Source organism: Actinomadura sp. 21ATH (assembly GCF_041951345.1).
In the GTDB taxonomy this organism is placed as follows: domain Bacteria; phylum Actinomycetota; class Actinomycetes; order Streptosporangiales; family Streptosporangiaceae; genus Spirillospora.
The window spans coordinates 105,657-120,000 of sequence record NZ_JBGNUR010000005.1 but is presented as its reverse complement, the minus strand read 5'-3'; the positions used below and the strand labels follow the sequence as shown (position 1 = coordinate 120,000).

General features: G+C 75.7%; 12 protein-coding genes. 4 read left to right on the top strand and 8 right to left on the bottom strand.

The genetic code is table 11. The annotated features are described in order from the left end of the window. Positions 1–66: 66 nt before the first annotated feature. Positions 67–4,443: an HAD-IC family P-type ATPase gene (locus ACA361_RS17705; RefSeq protein WP_375013093.1), complete on the bottom strand. Its 4,377-nt coding sequence runs from the start codon at positions 4,441–4,443 to the stop codon at positions 67–69. Between the two features lie 28 nt (positions 4,444–4,471). Then, a complete protein-coding gene (locus ACA361_RS17700; RefSeq protein ID WP_375013092.1) occupies positions 4,472–5,167 on the bottom strand; it encodes a TetR/AcrR family transcriptional regulator in 696 nt (231 codons plus the stop codon). A gap of 81 nt (positions 5,168–5,248) precedes the next feature. Between ACA361_RS17700 and ACA361_RS17695 the strand changes: the two genes are divergently transcribed. After that, positions 5,249–6,229 (top strand): alpha/beta hydrolase, encoded by a 981-nt coding sequence (locus tag ACA361_RS17695; protein ID WP_375013091.1) that lies wholly within the window; start codon positions 5,249–5,251, stop codon positions 6,227–6,229. On the opposite strand, the gene ACA361_RS17690 is transcribed toward ACA361_RS17695, so the two are convergent. Beyond that, positions 6,123–6,440 carry a putative quinol monooxygenase gene (locus tag ACA361_RS17690; protein ID WP_375013090.1) on the bottom strand — a complete coding sequence of 106 codons (318 nt, stop codon included), beginning with the start codon at positions 6,438–6,440 and terminating at the stop codon, positions 6,123–6,125. The two genes, ACA361_RS17695 and ACA361_RS17690, sit on opposite strands and share 107 nt — an antisense overlap. 184 nt (positions 6,441–6,624) lie before the next feature. Here ACA361_RS17690 and ACA361_RS17685 point away from each other — a divergent pair, with 184 nt between their 5' ends. After that, positions 6,625–7,902: an MFS transporter gene (locus ACA361_RS17685; protein ID WP_375013089.1), complete on the top strand. Its 1,278-nt coding sequence runs from the start codon at positions 6,625–6,627 to the stop codon at positions 7,900–7,902. A gap of 66 nt (positions 7,903–7,968) precedes the next feature. Here ACA361_RS17685 and sigJ read toward each other — a convergent pair whose 3' ends face one another. Then, the gene (sigJ, locus tag ACA361_RS17680; protein ID WP_375013088.1) at positions 7,969–8,907 is read right to left on the bottom strand and encodes an RNA polymerase sigma factor SigJ; all 939 of its coding nucleotides are present in this window, start codon (positions 8,905–8,907) and stop codon (positions 7,969–7,971) included. A 151-nt stretch (positions 8,908–9,058) separates the two neighbouring features. Between sigJ and wrbA the strand changes: the two genes are divergently transcribed. Further along, on the top strand, positions 9,059–9,667 hold the full coding sequence (wrbA, locus tag ACA361_RS17675) for an NAD(P)H:quinone oxidoreductase (protein WP_375013087.1): 609 nt from the start codon (positions 9,059–9,061) through the stop codon (positions 9,665–9,667). Positions 9,668–9,722: 55 nt separating this feature from the next. On the opposite strand, the gene ACA361_RS17670 is transcribed toward wrbA, so the two are convergent. Continuing rightward, a complete protein-coding gene (locus ACA361_RS17670; protein ID WP_375013086.1) occupies positions 9,723–10,310 on the bottom strand; it encodes a glycoside hydrolase family 25 protein in 588 nt (195 codons plus the stop codon). A gap of 134 nt (positions 10,311–10,444) precedes the next feature. On the opposite strand from ACA361_RS17670, the gene ACA361_RS17665 reads away from it, so the two are divergent. After that, positions 10,445–11,170 carry a DNA alkylation repair protein gene (locus ACA361_RS17665; RefSeq protein ID WP_375013085.1) on the top strand — a complete coding sequence of 242 codons (726 nt, stop codon included), beginning with the start codon at positions 10,445–10,447 and terminating at the stop codon, positions 11,168–11,170. Positions 11,171–11,236: 66 nt separating this feature from the next. Here ACA361_RS17665 and ACA361_RS17660 read toward each other — a convergent pair whose 3' ends face one another. The 3 genes from ACA361_RS17660 to ACA361_RS17650 all read right to left on the bottom strand — a co-directional run bounded on the left by ACA361_RS17660 (position 11,237) and on the right by ACA361_RS17650 (position 14,264). Then, positions 11,237–11,449 carry a hypothetical protein gene (locus ACA361_RS17660; RefSeq protein WP_375013084.1) on the bottom strand — a complete coding sequence of 71 codons (213 nt, stop codon included), beginning with the start codon at positions 11,447–11,449 and terminating at the stop codon, positions 11,237–11,239. A gap of 249 nt (positions 11,450–11,698) precedes the next feature. Beyond that, complete coding sequence (locus tag ACA361_RS17655; RefSeq protein ID WP_375013083.1) at positions 11,699–13,075, bottom strand: wax ester/triacylglycerol synthase domain-containing protein; 1,377 nt, start codon at positions 13,073–13,075, stop codon at positions 11,699–11,701. Between the two features lie 79 nt (positions 13,076–13,154). Further along, complete coding sequence (locus ACA361_RS17650; protein ID WP_375013082.1) at positions 13,155–14,264, bottom strand: ferritin-like domain-containing protein; 1,110 nt, start codon at positions 14,262–14,264, stop codon at positions 13,155–13,157. Positions 14,265–14,344: the final 80 nt, after the last annotated feature.

Here is a 14,344-nt window from a genome sequence, read left to right as displayed (position 1 = left end):
CAGGCGTCCGGGCCGAAGCCGAGGCGACGGGGGCGCGAACAACGCTCCCCGGCGCGGCGGGCAGGCTCACCGCGCGCCGGCGGCGGGGCGGGGAAGGTAGCGGCCGGCGGCCATGGCCCCGGCGATCGCCGCGGCGGCGGTGGCCCAGCCGAGCGGGTCGAGCGGGACGCAGCCGAAGAACGCTCCCACGCCCGGCGTCTGCACGATCGCCAGCAGCAGCGCGGCCGAGCCGACCGCGGTGGCCACGACGGCGCGGTCCCGGCGGCCGGTCAGCAGCGTCTGCGCCAGCTGGGTGCCGATCAGCGCGACGAGGCCGATGGTGCGGGCCCGTGCGGCGGGGCCGGTGAACCGCCCGGCGGTCCAGCCGGCGCTCGCGCCGAGCGTCGTGACGACCGCGCGCTGCGCGATGTCGCGGGTCAGCGCCGAGCCGAGGGACGACTCCGGGCCCTCGGCCAGCAGCGCCGAGGTGACCTCGCGCGACGGGGCGCGGACCGCGATGGCCAGCGCGGGCGCGAGGTCGGTGAGCATGTTCATCAGCAGCATCTGGCGGGCCGACAGCGGCGACCGCCCCGACACCAGCGAGCCGAGCAGGGTGAACCCGATCTCGCCGAGGTTGCCGCCCACCAGGATCGCCAGCGCCTCGCGCACCGACCCCCACATCGCGCGGCCCTCCACCAGCGCGGACACGATGGTCTCCAGCCGGTCGTCGGCGACGACGAGCCCGGCGGCGTCCCGGGCGGCGGCGGTGCCGCGCCCGCCGAGCGCGATCCCGACGTCGGCGAGCCGGATGCCGGCCGCGTCGTTGGCGCCGTCCCCGGTCATCGCCACGGTGTGGCCCTTGGCCTGGTACGCCCGCACGATCCGGACCTTGTGCGCGGGGGTGCAGCGGGCCACCACGTCCACCCCCTCCAGCGCCGCGCCCAGCTCCCCGTCGTCGAGATGGTCGATCTCGTCGGCGACGATCACCTGGGCCCGCTCCCCGGTCCCCGTGACGTCCCCGGCGATCGCGCCCGCGGTGGCCGGATGGTCGCCGGTCAGCATGACGATGTGGACGCCGGCGTCCCGGAGCGCGGCGACGGCGGGCGCGGCGGTGTCCCGGACGGCGTCGGCGAGCCCGAGCAGGCCGAGGAACGTCAGCCCGCCGACGTCCGCGTCGTCCAGCCGCTCGCGGGCCGGCCCGCCGCGCCGTTCGGCGACCGCCAGCACCCGGTGGCCCGCCTGAGCCAGCTCCTCCACCCGCCGCTCGACGTCCCGGCGGGCCGCGTCGTCCAGCGCGCCGCCCGCCGTGCCCGTGCAGCGCGGCAGCACCGTCTCGGGCGCGCCCTTGACGCACAGCACGGTCCGCCCCCTGCTGCGTCCCAGCGAGGCGTGGTACGAGCGGGACGGCTCGAACGGCAGGCTCGTCACGTGGTGCCAGGTCCCGCCGGTGTCGCGGCCCACCCCGGCCGCGGCGGCCCCCGCGTCCACGGCGGCGTCGGTGAGGTGGCTGTGCCCGCCGTGCCCGGCGGGCGGCGTGGCGCGCAGCGCGGCGGCCAGCACCGGCCGCGTCGACCGGTCCAGCGCGTCCACCCGGACGTCGCGGTGGCGGTCCCCGACCCGGGCCAGCCTGATCTCGCCCTCGGTGAGGGTCCCGGTCTTGTCGAAGCACAGCACGTCGACCCGGCCCAGCGCCTCGATGGTCTTCGGGTCGCGGACGTACACGCCGCGGCCGGCGAGCCGCCGCGTGGCGGCCAGCTCCGCCGCGCTGACCAGCAGCGGCAGCCCTTCCGGAACCGACGCCACGGCCAGGTTGACGCCTTCGGACAGGGCCCGCCGCAGGGCGCCGCCGCGGATCAGGCCCGAGGCGGTCACGGCGACGGCGGCGCCGAGCGCGATCGGCGTGGTCGCGCCGGTGATGGACTTCAGCCGGGCGTCCACGCCGCCGGATCCGCCCCGCCGGCCGGGCTCCGCCATCGCGCGGCCGCTCTCGGTCTCGGCGCCCAGCGCGACGACGACCGCGGTGGCCTCCCCGGCCGCGATCGTGGTGCCCTCGTACAGCATGGACGTGCGTTCGGCGACGTGCCGGGCCAGGGTCGGCGCGGCGTCCTTGCCGACCGGCAGCGACTCGCCGGTCAGCGCCGACTCGTCGGCCTCCAGGCCGCGGGCGGTCAGGATCCGGCAGTCGGCGGGGACGGCCGAGCCCGCCTCCAGCACCAGCACGTCGCCGCCGACCAGTCGGTCGGAGCCGAGCCGGCGTTCCGTCCCGCCGCGCAGGACCCGGACGGGTTCGGCCGAGCGCACCGAGATGCGCGCCAGCGTCCGCTCGGTCGCCCGCCGCTGCACGCCGCCGACCAGGCCGGACAGGCCCATCACCGCCGACGCCAGGGCCGCGTCCGCCGGCGAGCCGACCGCCGCCGCGCCCGCCGCGCCCGCGGCGAGCACCGGGGTCAGCGGGTTCGCCAGCTCCTGGCCGATCGCGCGCGGCAGCGTCAGGCGCGGCGGCCGGCTCCCCGCGGCCGCCGCCGTCCGGCGCTCGCCCGCCTCCTCGTCGGTGAGCCCCCCGGCGCGGCTCCCCAGCCGGTCCAGAACGATCTCCGCGGGCAGCGCGTGCCAGGGCGTGGCGGGCAGCGCGGGCGCGGGCTCGCGCCGCATCACCTCGCGGGCGCGCCAGGCCCCGTGCACCATGGCGGCGGCCGCCGCGCCGTGCACCGCGGACATCGCCCGGCCCGCCGCCCGCCCCGGCGGGCCGGTGAGCGCCAGCAGCGCCCCGACCCCGGCCCCGGAACGGCACAGCGTCACGCCCAGCTCGCTCACCCGGCGGGCCGTGCCCGCCGCCTCGATCACCGCGGCGGCCGCCGTACGGTCGCCGTGCACCAGCAGGTCGGCGCCCCAGGGCGGCAGGCCGTCCGGACCGGGCAGGCCCACGCCCACGTCGGCGGCGGCCAGCGCGTCCCGGTCGGCCGAGACCAGGAGCACCCCGGCCCCCTCCGACTGCAACCGGCGCACCGACGCCGCCAGCTCCGCGCCGCCCCGGACGCGGACGTCCGGACGTCCCGGCAGCTCGGCCTCGCCGCCCGCCGTCACCAGCCGCAGCCCGGCCAGGCGCACGGCAGTGACCAGCGCGTTCACCTCGGGCGCCGCCGTGCGCGCGGTGGTCAGGAACGCCTGCGCGCCGTCGCCGCGGACCAGCGCGAGCACCGGCCCTTCGGGCGGATCCACCCCGCCCCCCGCGGCCAGGACCCGCTCGGGCGGCCCGAGCCGCCACTCGCCGTCCCGCCGGACCTCGCCGGGCGCGGCCGGATCGAACAGGGCGTGCACCCGGCCGGCGACCTCCGCGTCGCTCGCGTCCCCGACGACCGTCACCTCGCCGACCGCCGGCTCGTCCGACAGCAGCACCCCGGCGTCGAGCACCACCGTGTCGATGCGATCCAGCCTGCGCAGCGCGCCCGGCACGACCGGCAGCACGCCCCGGGTCGCGAGCCGCGCCCCCAGCTCCGCGGCGAACAGCTCGCGGCCCGCCCCCGCCGCCTTCGGGAGCGCGGCCAGCCCCACCCCCAGCGCACGGCGGGCGCTCCGGGTCAGCAGCGCGCCCGCGGCCGTGCCGCCGAGCGCCAGCGGGAGGGCCTGGTCGGCGTGCCGCTCCACCGGGCCGGGCGGCAGCGGGCAGGGCCGCTCCGCCGGTACGGCCGCCGCGGCCGCCAGGGCGGGACGGCCGGTCAGCTCCTCCTCGGCCCCCGCCCACAGCCGGCCGGCCGCGGCGCGCTCGCGCCACTGCCACGCCCGCTGCGCGACGTCCAGGGTCAGGCCGGTGCCGCCCGGGGCCAGCGCCTGGACGGTGGCCTCCGCGACCGGCATCCACCGTTCCGCGAGGTTCCCGGGTACGGCGCGCACCACCGCCGAGTGCAGCCGCGGCACCGCGTCCACGAACCCGAGCAGCGCGGCCGCCTCCGCCGGCAGCGGCGACCGGCGGGCGGCCCACTCCACGCCCGTCATCGCCAGGCCCAGCAGGTCGGCGCCCAGCGTCAGCCCGGGCGGCAGCTCCCGGGGAGCCTCGTCCTCCGGGTCTTCGGGGTCTTCGGGGTCTTTCACGTCTTTCGCGGGGACGTCGATGGCCTCGACGCAGCGCAGCAGCTCTCCCGCCGCCTCGCCCGGAGGCCCGTCCCCGACGGCGACGACCAGCCGGCCCAGTGCCGCGTTCACCCGCGCCCACGCGACCGCGGGATGCCCCTCCACCGCGTCCACGAGCGCCGCGGCCCGCTTCTCGGCGCCGGGATGGTGCGCGTGCCGCAGCTCGACGTGCAGGCGTTCGCCGTACGTCCACGTCCGGCGGCCCCCGGGAATCAGCTCCGCGACCATGCCGTGCGCGGAATCCAGCGCCCCCGCGGTCGCGCGCAGCGGTGCCGCCGCCACCCGCGCCCCGGTACGGGCGAGCGCGGCGCCCCCGCGCGCCAGACTCCCCAACATGCCGCACCCCGTACCCGGGGGCCGCCCGCTACACGTCCTCCAAGGTGAAGTCTCCGCAAACGCCCGCCGCCCCGGCGGACGAACCGGCCGGTACCGCCCCGCCGGCGGACTTGTCGAGGAGAGCGGTGAGCAGGCCGACGAGCCGGTCCCGGAAGGCGGCGGCGTCCTCGGTCGGCCGGTCGGCCAGGTAGCGGTGGACGAGGGACTCGGTGGTGGCGACCAGGAACCAGGCCGTGAGGCGCGGATCGCGGACGCGCGGGCCCGGGCCGTCGCGGAGCAGGCCGCCGACGAAGTCGATCATGCTGTCCTGCAGCGCGCGCAGGTCGGCCAGCAGCGCGGGCGGCCGCGGCGACTCCTCGAACAGCACCTGGTGCAGGCGCGGGTCGCCGCTGTGGGCCCGCAGCGCCGCGTCGACCAGGACGGCGACGCGGTCGGGCCAGGCGGCGGGCACGCCGCCGCCGACGGCGGCGGCCAGGGCCGCGCGGGCCTCGTCGATGTGGCGCCGCGCGAGCTGGACCAGGATGGCGTCCTTGTTGGGGAAGTACTGGTACAGCGAGCCGATCGAGAGGCCGGCGGCCGCGGCGATGCGGTTGGTCGTCCCGGCGGCGTACCCGTGCTCGACGAAAACGCGAGCAGCCGCCCGCAGGATCTGCTCACGGGTCTCCGCGGACCGCTTCTGACGTGGGGTTTTGCGGGGTCTGAGCTGCTTGGGGGTGCCGGGCATCAAGGGGCCTAACGCGAGTAGAAAAGCGAGCAATCGCTCACTATCGTCGCGGTCACCGGACACCCGTGGCAAGGAGTGCTCATGACGGTCGACTACCTGCGGTTCTTTCCCGGCTGGGCGCGCCAGGCGGGCGGCCCGCCGCCGGTCCCGGAGTGGTGGCCGTGGCGCGGGATGCGGGTGCGGCTGGAGCGGATCACCGATCCGGCCGCGCCGGTGAAGCTGGTGGTGCTGCACGGTGCCGGCGGCCACGCGCGGATGCTGCTGCCGTACGCGCGGATGCTGGGACCGCTGGAGGTGGTGGCGCCCGACATGCCCGGGTACGGCCTGACCCGCTGCGAGGGACGGCCGGTCGACTACGCGCTCTGGGTGGACCTGGCCGCCGAGCTGATCGAGCGGGAGCGGACGCGCGACGGGCGGCCGGTCGTGGTGCTGGGCGCCAGCATCGGCGGGATGCTGGCCTACAGCGCGGTCGCGCGGGCGGGCGCGGACGGCCTGGCCGTGACGTGCCTGCTGGACGTGCGGCGGCCCGAGGCGCGGGCGGCCGCGGCGCGGTTCGCGCCGCTGGGCCGCGCCGCGATCCCGCTGATGAACGCGCTGCGCCCGGCCGGCGGGCTGCGCGTCCCGGTCCGCTGGCTGGCCAGGATGTCGGCGATGTCGAACCAGCCGGAGCTGAACGCGGCGGTGGTGCGCGACCGCCTCGGCGGCGGCGGCCGGGTGCAGCTCCGGTTCCTGCGCACCTACCTGTCCTCGGCCCCCGAGGTCGAACCCGAGGACTTCACCGCCTGCCCGGTCCTGATGGTCCACCCGGCCGCCGACCGCTGGACGCCCGCCGCGCTGAGCACGCCGTTCTTCGACCGGCTCCGTGTCGGGAAGCGCCTGGTCATGCTGGACGGCTGCGGCCACATGCCGGTCGAGGAGCCCGGCCTCACCCAGATGGCCGGCGCGCTGCGCCGCTTCACCGCGGAGACGGCGGAACGCCCTTCCCGCCCAGGAGATCCAGCTCGATCATCTCCGCCGCCGCGACGAGCTTCATCGCCGCCGCCGTCTCCGGACCGTCCTTGATCGCGTTCTGGGCGGCCGTCAGCGCGTCCCGGTCGCGCCACAGCTCGGTCACCCAGATGGTGTCGGGCGCGTCCGCCTGGCGGTTGACCAGGTAGAGCTCGCAGCCGGCCTCGCTCTCCAGGGCGATGGCCGCCGCCAGCAGCAGGTCCGCGAGCTCGGCGCCGCGGGCGGGGTGGGCGGTCAGCTTGCCGTACCGTGCGACTCGTTCCATGACCGGCAACGTTAGCCTCCGCGTCGCCTTCCGATGGGGCGGGCCTCCGGTACGGGTGCGATCGTGGCGCCGGACACATCCGGAATAACGGTCCGGGAGCCGCGGGTTCGTTCCAGGGTGCCCGTGCGCGGGCCGTGACGACGCACGCTGCGACACCCGGTTCGGGAAGGGGAGAGAACGGATCTTGACGGAGGCGACGGAGGCGACGGAGGCGACGGAGGCGGCACGGACGGCGGAGCACGGCGCCCTTGGCCGGGCGCTGCTGGCCCTGGCCCTGGGCGGCTTCGGCATCGGCACCACCGAGTTCGTGATGATGGGGGTGCTGCCGGAGGTCGCCGGCGACCTCCGGGTGAGCGTGCCGAGCGCGGGCCACCTCATCTCCATGTACGCGCTCGGCGTGGTGGTCGGCGCGCCGCTGCTGACGGCGGCCACGATGCGGCTGCCGCGCCGCCGGGTGCTGGCCGGGCTGATGGCGCTGTTCACGGCCGGCAACCTCCTCTCCGCGGTGGCGCCCGGGTACGTGACGCTGATGCTGGCGCGGCTGCTCAGCGGACTGCCGCACGGCGCGTTCTTCGGCGTCGGCGCGGTGGTGGCGGCGAGCCTGGTGGAACCGGCCCGGCGCGGCCGCGCGGTGTCGATGATGTTCCTCGGCCTGACCGTGGCGAACGTGGTGGGCGTGCCCGGCGGGACGCTGGTCGGCCAGCTCTTCGGCTGGCGCTGGACGTTCGTGCTGGTCGCCGCGATCGGCGCGGTCGCGGTCGCGGCCGTGCTGGCGCTCGTCCCCGCGCGCCCGTCCGCCGCGGAGGCGGCCCCGTCGCTGCGCACCGAGCTGCGCGTGCTGCGCCGCCCGCAGGTGCTGCTGTCGATGGGCGTGATCGTGCTGGGCTTCGGCGGGCTGTTCGCCTGCTACAGCTACGTGGCGCCGATGATGACGCAGGAGGGCGGCCTCCCGGCCGGGGCGATCACCCCGCTGCTGGTGGTCGTCGGGCTCGGCATGACCGCCGGGTCGCTGCTGGGCGGCCGGTTCGCCGACCGCGACGCCACCCGCACCACGATCGCCTGCCTGGCCGGGCTGGCCGTCGCGCTCGTCGCGCTGGCCGCCGCCGTGCCGGTGCCGTGGCTCGCGGTGCCGCTGCTGTTCGCCGTCGGGCTGTTCAGCCTGGCGCTGGGCCCGGCCGTGCAGACGCGGCTGCTGGAGCAGGCGGGCGACGCGCCCGCGCTGGTCTCGTCCGGGCTGCACTCGGGCGCCAACCTGGCCAACTCCATCGGCGCCTGGCTCGGCGGGCTGGTCATCGCCGCGGGCCTGGGCCTGCGCGCCGCCAACCTCGCGGGCGCCGCGCTGGTCGCCGCGGGCCTGAGCCTGCTCCTCACCGGCGTGGCGCTCGAAGCCAGGGGCCGCCGGCGGCGCGCGACGGCCCCGGCGCCCGCGCTTGACCGGCCCGAGCCCGCGCACCGCTCCTGACGCGGGGCTTCCGCGGGACGCCGCCGTCCCGGGGGGGGCGGGACCCGAGGGCGTGCCGGGTCCGCGTCAGCCCGGCATCCAGGGCCGCAGCTTCGCGGGGTTGAGCACCGCCCAGATGTGTCTGATCCGATCGCCGGCGATCTCGAACGCGTACACCGACACGGTGGCGCCGTCCCGCCGGGCCTCCAGGCCGGGCCGGCCGTTGACCGTGCGTTCCACGATCGTCATGCCGGGCGACGCGGCGGCCCGTTCCGCGAAGAAGCGCGCGATCCGCTCGGCGCCCACGACCGGCCGCAGCTCCGCCCTGACCCGGCCGCCGCCGTCCCCGGTCGCGGTGGCGTCCCGGTCGAGCAGGCCGATGAGGGCGCCGATGTCCTTGGCCTCCCACGCCCGCCTGAAGTCCCCGACGAGCTCGGCCTGCCGGGCCGCCGGAACCGCGGGCGCCCGTGCCGTGCGGACGCGGCGGCGGGCCGAGGACGCCAGCTGGCGGCAGGCCGCCGGGGTACGGCCGACGATCTCGGCCACTTCGGCGAAGGGATAGCGGAAGACGTCGTGCAGGACGAACGCGACGCGCTCGGCCGGGGACATCGACTCCAGCACGACCAGGAACGCCATGCTGATCGACTCTTCGAGGGTGACCCGGTCCGCCGGGTCCGCCGCGGCGGCGCCCGGCCGCCCGCCGAGCCACTCCGCCGATCCCGGCAGCGGCTCCGGGACCCATTCGCCCACGTAACGCTCGCGTCGCACCCGCGCCGACCCGAGCAGGTCGAGGCAGACGCGCCCGGCCACCTTCGCCAGCCAGCCGCCGGGTGACTCGACGGCCTCCCGCTGCCGGGGCGACATCGCGTACCAGCGGGCGTAGGTCTCCTGCACGACGTCCTCGGCCTCGGCCAGCGAGCCCAGCAGCCGGTACGCCAGCCCGAGCAGCCGGTGCCGCTCGTCCACGATCGCGCTCAGGGCGTCCGGGGCGGGCCGGCCGCCTCCCGGCTCGGATCGGCTGCTCATGGTGCCGCTGCCTCCTTGGTCGCGGGTGCCCTCACCGGTACGACGAGACGGCCGCCCGGAATGTGAGGCCGGCGCGCTCACCTCACATTCCGGCGGGCCGCGCCGTCGTACTTCCGAGACGGGCACCCGGCCCGCGGACAAGGAACCCGACATGGAACCCGTGACCACAACGATCATCTACTACAGCGCCACCGGCACCGTGCACGCGCTGGCGAGAGCCGCCGCCGAGGGCGCGGAGAAGGCGGGCGCCGACGTGCGGCTGCGGAAGGTCGCCGAGACGGCACCGCCGGAGGCGGTCGAGGCCGATCCGGACTGGGCCCGGCACCTCCGGGACACCGCCGGCGTTCCGGAGGCCACGCTCGACGACCTGGCCTGGGCCGACGTGGTGCTGTTCGGTACGCCGACCCGCTTCGGCAACCCGGCCAGCCAGCTCAGGGCGTTCATCGAGACCACCGGTGCCCTGTGGTTCCAGGGCCGGCTCGCGGGCAAGGTGTACTCGGCCTTCACCGCCAGCAACACCGCCCACGGCGGGCAGGAGTCCACCGTTCTCGCGCTCGGGAACACGTTCTACCACTGGGGCGGCGTCATCGTGCCCCCCGGCTACACCGACCCCGTCCAGTTCAAATCGGGCAACCCCTACGGCGCCTCGCACGTGGCCGGTAGCGGAGCGCCCGGGGACGTCTCCCTGGAGGCCGCCCGCCACCAGGCGCGGCGCGCCGTCGACACCGCGGCCGCCCTCAAGGCGGGCCGCACCGCCTGACCCCGGGCGGCGCTCCCCGCCGGCCCGGGGAGCGCCGCCGCACGGCGGCGCGCGGTCACTCGCCGTCGCTCTGGAACGTCGCCCATCGCTTCAGCGCGGCGCGGCTGGGGAAGCGGCCCACGTTCTTGTCGAGGGGGGTGGAGGTGTACTGGTGGAAGAGCCAGTCGTCGTCCTTGACGCGCGGTTCGCCGGCCTTCCGGTAGTCGGCGATCCAGAGGCCGTCGCCGGTGTGGTCGCCGGTGCCGGGGTCGGTCCACAGGTCGCGGTTGCAGTACAGGACGATGCGGTGCTCCGGGCGCAGCTCCTTCACCTTGCGGAGGAACTTGTCCTTCTGCGCGCTGGTGGCGCGCCGGCCCTGGGGATCGGTCTCCCAGTCCAGCGCCAGGATGTCGCCGTCCCGGGCCTGGCAGTGCTTGACGAAGTGCTTCGCCTGGGCGGTGATGCGGGCCGGCCGCAGCCCGCGGCCGGGCTTGAGGAAGTGGTAGAAGCCGACCACGCAGCGGGCCCTGCGGGCGGTCTTGGCCTGCTCGTCGCGGCGGGGGTTGGTGTACGAGGTGCCCTCGGTGGCCTTGATGAAGACGAAGTCCAGGCCCTTGGCCTCGTACTCCGGGTTGTGGGAGGAGACGTCGACGCCGTCCAGCATGGGTCCTCTCTCGTCGCGTTGAGAACTGCCTGTCCCCTTCTTGCGTTTCCGCTGCCGCTCCGAGTAAGGGTTACCGTGGGTTACAGGATGTTCGCCGTCCGTCATGGACCTCTGGCGGTAGGTACGCTGCCCCCATGGACGTCGCCGGCGAGACGGCCCGGATCCGCGCGGCGCTGCGCGACCAGGGCGACGCGGAACGCGCGGAGTACGAGCAGCGCTACCTCAGGAGCGGCCTGCTCCACTACGGCGTGCCGGTCCCGGCCGTGCGCAGGACGGCCCGCTCGGCGGCCCGCACCCGCGACGAGGTGCTCGCGCTCGCGGGCGCGCTCTGGGCCGTGACCGAGGACGGCCGCCGCGTCCACGAGACCCGCATGGCGGCGATCGAGGTGCTCGTTCGCGGCACCCCGCTCCTGGAACCCGCCGACCTGGCCGTCGCCGAACGCCTGATCCGCGACTCCGCGAGCTGGGTCTACGTGGACGGCCTCGCCGAGAAGGTCGCCGGCCGGCTGGTCCTGCGGTTCCCGCCGCTCGCCGCGACGCTCGACGGATGGGTCGCCGATCCGTACCTGTGGATCCGGCGCTCGGCGCTGCTGGCGCTGCTCCCGGGCGTCCGTACAGGAAGCCCGGACCTGGACCGCCTCGCCCGCTACGGCGACGCCCTGCTGGGGGAGTCCGAGTTCTTCATCCGCAAGGCCCTGGGGTGGGTGCTGCGGGAGCACTCCAAGAAGGACCCGGCCTGGGTCGCCTCCTGGGTGGCCCCGCGCACGTCCCGGATCTCCGGCGTGACCCTCCGCGAGGCCGTCCGCCACCTCCCGGCGGAGTCCGCCGAACCGCTCAAGGCCGCCTACAGGGCCGGTTGAGGCGCCGGCGCGGTGGGGACCGCCGGTCGCGGGCCCGCACCGCGCCAGCGCCTCGGTGCGGGACGGTTACCGGTCGAACCAGTCGTCGTCGTCATCGTCGCCGAACCAGAACTTCTCCCACCAGTCCCAGAAGCCGTCCTCGTCGCGGTCGTACCAGTCGGCGGTGACGGGGGCGGAGGGCGCCGCCGCGGGCGCGGCGGCGTGCGCGGGCGCGCCGCCCAGGAGGACGGTCGCGACGAGCGCCGAGAGGGCGAGGCCGGGGGCGAGTATCTTCTTCACTGCGTTCCTTTCCGTGGGTGTTTCGCTTCGGGGTCGGGGCCGACCGCTCGCGGCAGGGGATCTCGCGTCCGCGGGTCCCGGCCGGAGGCGTTCAGGCTTGCCTGCGGTCATGAGCTGGGGCTTGGGCATTGAGCGCTGGTCTCTCGTACTTACCCCCTGCGTGCTCTCTGTAGCCCTGGATGTGCGGAGAGTAATGTCTCTTGAGGGTTCGCCATCGTGTCCCGCCGGTGCGATCCGGTGGCGGCGGTCTCAGGGCAGCGAGGCCGCCTCCTCCGTGATGGCGTCGGCGAGGCGGTCGGCGAACCGGGCCTGGCGGGAGTCCGCGTAGACGGAGATCGTGACGTCCTCGCCGTGGCCGTGGAGCATGATCCCCAGGCCGGTGGACGGGGACACCAGGGTGGTGCCGTAGATCCCGAGCACCGCGCGGCCGTGCCAGGTGTGCGCGCCCGGCGGGATCGGGGTGTTGGAGCAGATCACGTCGGCGTAGGCGCCGCCCGTCATGTACCGCGCCGCCGGTGCCTGGACCCGCCTGCCGCGGGCGGCGGCCGAGGCGCCGTTCGCCGCCACCGCCGCGGCGAGATCGCCGTGCTTGGCGCGGGCGGTGCGTTCGCGCACCGCCTGGATCCGCTCGCCGAGGCGGTGCCGTCCCAGCGGCGGCTCGATCCGGAACGGCGAGGCCCCGTTGCCGAGCTGGAGGAGGCCGCCGGGTGCCCGCACGTCGCTGGGCACGGAGATGTGCCGGACGGCGCGCGCCGCGTCCGGGCCCAGCGTCCTGGACAGCGCGCCGGCGACGAGCGCCAGGTAGACGTCGTTGAGCGTGGCGCCTCCGGTCCGGGCCCGTTCCATCGCGGCCCGGGGGAGCGTCGCCCAGGCCAGGTGGCGGCCCTGGCCCGGGGGACCGGTGAGCGACGACCTGCCGATGGAGGGCAGTGACGCGCCGGTGACGGCGAGCCGCTCCCTACGCGTGACTTCGCGCAGCGTGGGCGCCGCGCCACACTCCGGGAGCGGCTGCGCACCGTCGCGATCGAGCAGCCGCTGGAGGACGTGGGCGTTCGAGACCCCGTCCATGAGCGCGTGATGGGTGCGTACCAGGACGGTGAACTCGTCCTCGCTGTAACCCTCGACGAGGTCGATCCGCCAGGGCGGCCGCCCGGACAGGGGAAGGTTCTGCGCGAGCAGCTCCGCGAGCCGTGCCCGGAGCCCGGCCTCCCCGGCGGCGGCGACGCGGGCGGACACGTGCGCCGCGGGATCGAATCCCGGCAGGGCGATCCACTGCGGGCGGCCGCTGGACGGCGCCAGCGAGTAGCGCAGGATCTCCAGCGGCGCCAGCCGCCTGCGGACCGTGCCGGCGAACTCCTTGAGCGCCGGCGGGCTCCCCTCGATCCGCGCCCAGAACCCGAACGTCATCGGGTCCGGAGCCGGCGGCGCGGCCAGCGACCAGAAGACCATGTCCAGCGGGGACAGGGGGCGCCCGCCGCGCTCGGCGGATGAGGGCGGCGGGCCGGCCGCGGCGCCGGAACGGGAACGGGAGTGGGAGCGGCGCGGGGCCGCCGCCGTGCCGCCGTTCCTGAGGAGCGCCGCCACGGCGTTCTGCCGTCCCAGCATGCTGATGATCCTGCGCGCCACGTGAGCCTCCGATCGGATGGGGTGCTGGCGGGGCCGTCCGGGCACGGTGCGCCGGGAGCGGCGATGGGCCTCCGGGACGTCACTCGGGCGCGCCGCCGAGCGCGATGGCCTCGTCGACCTCGTGCCTGCGCGTGGCCAGTTCCCGCTCGTACCGCTCCTCGTCGGCCTTCTCCGCGATCTCCTCGTCCTGGCGCATCAGGACCTCCAGATCGGACTTGGCGTTGTCGAGCACGCCCATGTCGGCGTACGCGGCCTGCACCTTCTCCCCCCACAGCCCGATGTCGCGCACGCAGGGGACGATGCGGCTGAAGAGCATCGACTGGTAGAGCCGGAACGGTTCGGAGTGCTCGACGTACTCCAGGCACTGCCCGACCGGCAGCCCGAGCCGTTCGAAGATCTCGCGGCCCTGGAACCGGTCGCGCAGGAGGTGGCAGCCCTCGACGACGAACTCCTCGCGTTCGGCGCGTTCCCTGGTGGTGAGTTCGGCGTAGTAGTCCTTGAGCGCGAGCCGGCCGAAGGCGACGTGCCGGGCCTCGTCCTGCATGACGTACGCGAGGAGCTGCTTGACCAGCGCGTTCTGCGAGATGTCGCGGTAGAGCCCGAACGCGGCCAGCGCCAGCCCTTCGATGAGGACCTGCATGCCGAGGTAGGGCAGGTCCCAGCGGGAGTCCTCCAGCGACTCGGCCAGCAGCTTGGCCAGGTCCTGGTTGATCGGGTAGTACATCCCGATCTTCTCGTGCACGAACCTGGTGTACAGCTCGACGTGGCGCGCCTCGTCCATGGCCTGGGTGGCGGCGTAGAACTTGGAGTCCAGGTCGGGGACGGACTGCACGATCCGCGCCGACACGTTCAGCGCGCCCTGCTCGCCGTGCAGGAACTGGCTGAACATCCATGACCCCTGATGTCGCCAGAACTCGTCGCGTTCCTTCTGGGTCATCTTCTCCCAGATGTCGGAGCCGAAGAGGGGACTGAGCTGCTCGGGGAGCTGGGCGACGTTGTCGGGGTCGACCTCCAGGTCCCAGTCGATGCGCTTCTGGGCGTCCCACTGCTTGTCCTTGCCCTTCTGGTACAGGCTCAGCAGCCGGTCGCGCCCGCCGTCGTACTCCCAGGTGAAGCGGGTGTCCCCGCTCATCGAGACGTTCCAGGTGTCCGTCGAAACGGGGGTCGAGTAGAGGTCGTAAGAACTCAAGGGGGAACCTCCGCGTTCTGCCGCCGGCACTGGCCGCCACCAAGAGTAGTGACTAGCGCACCGTGAGTTAGCGGCGCGAG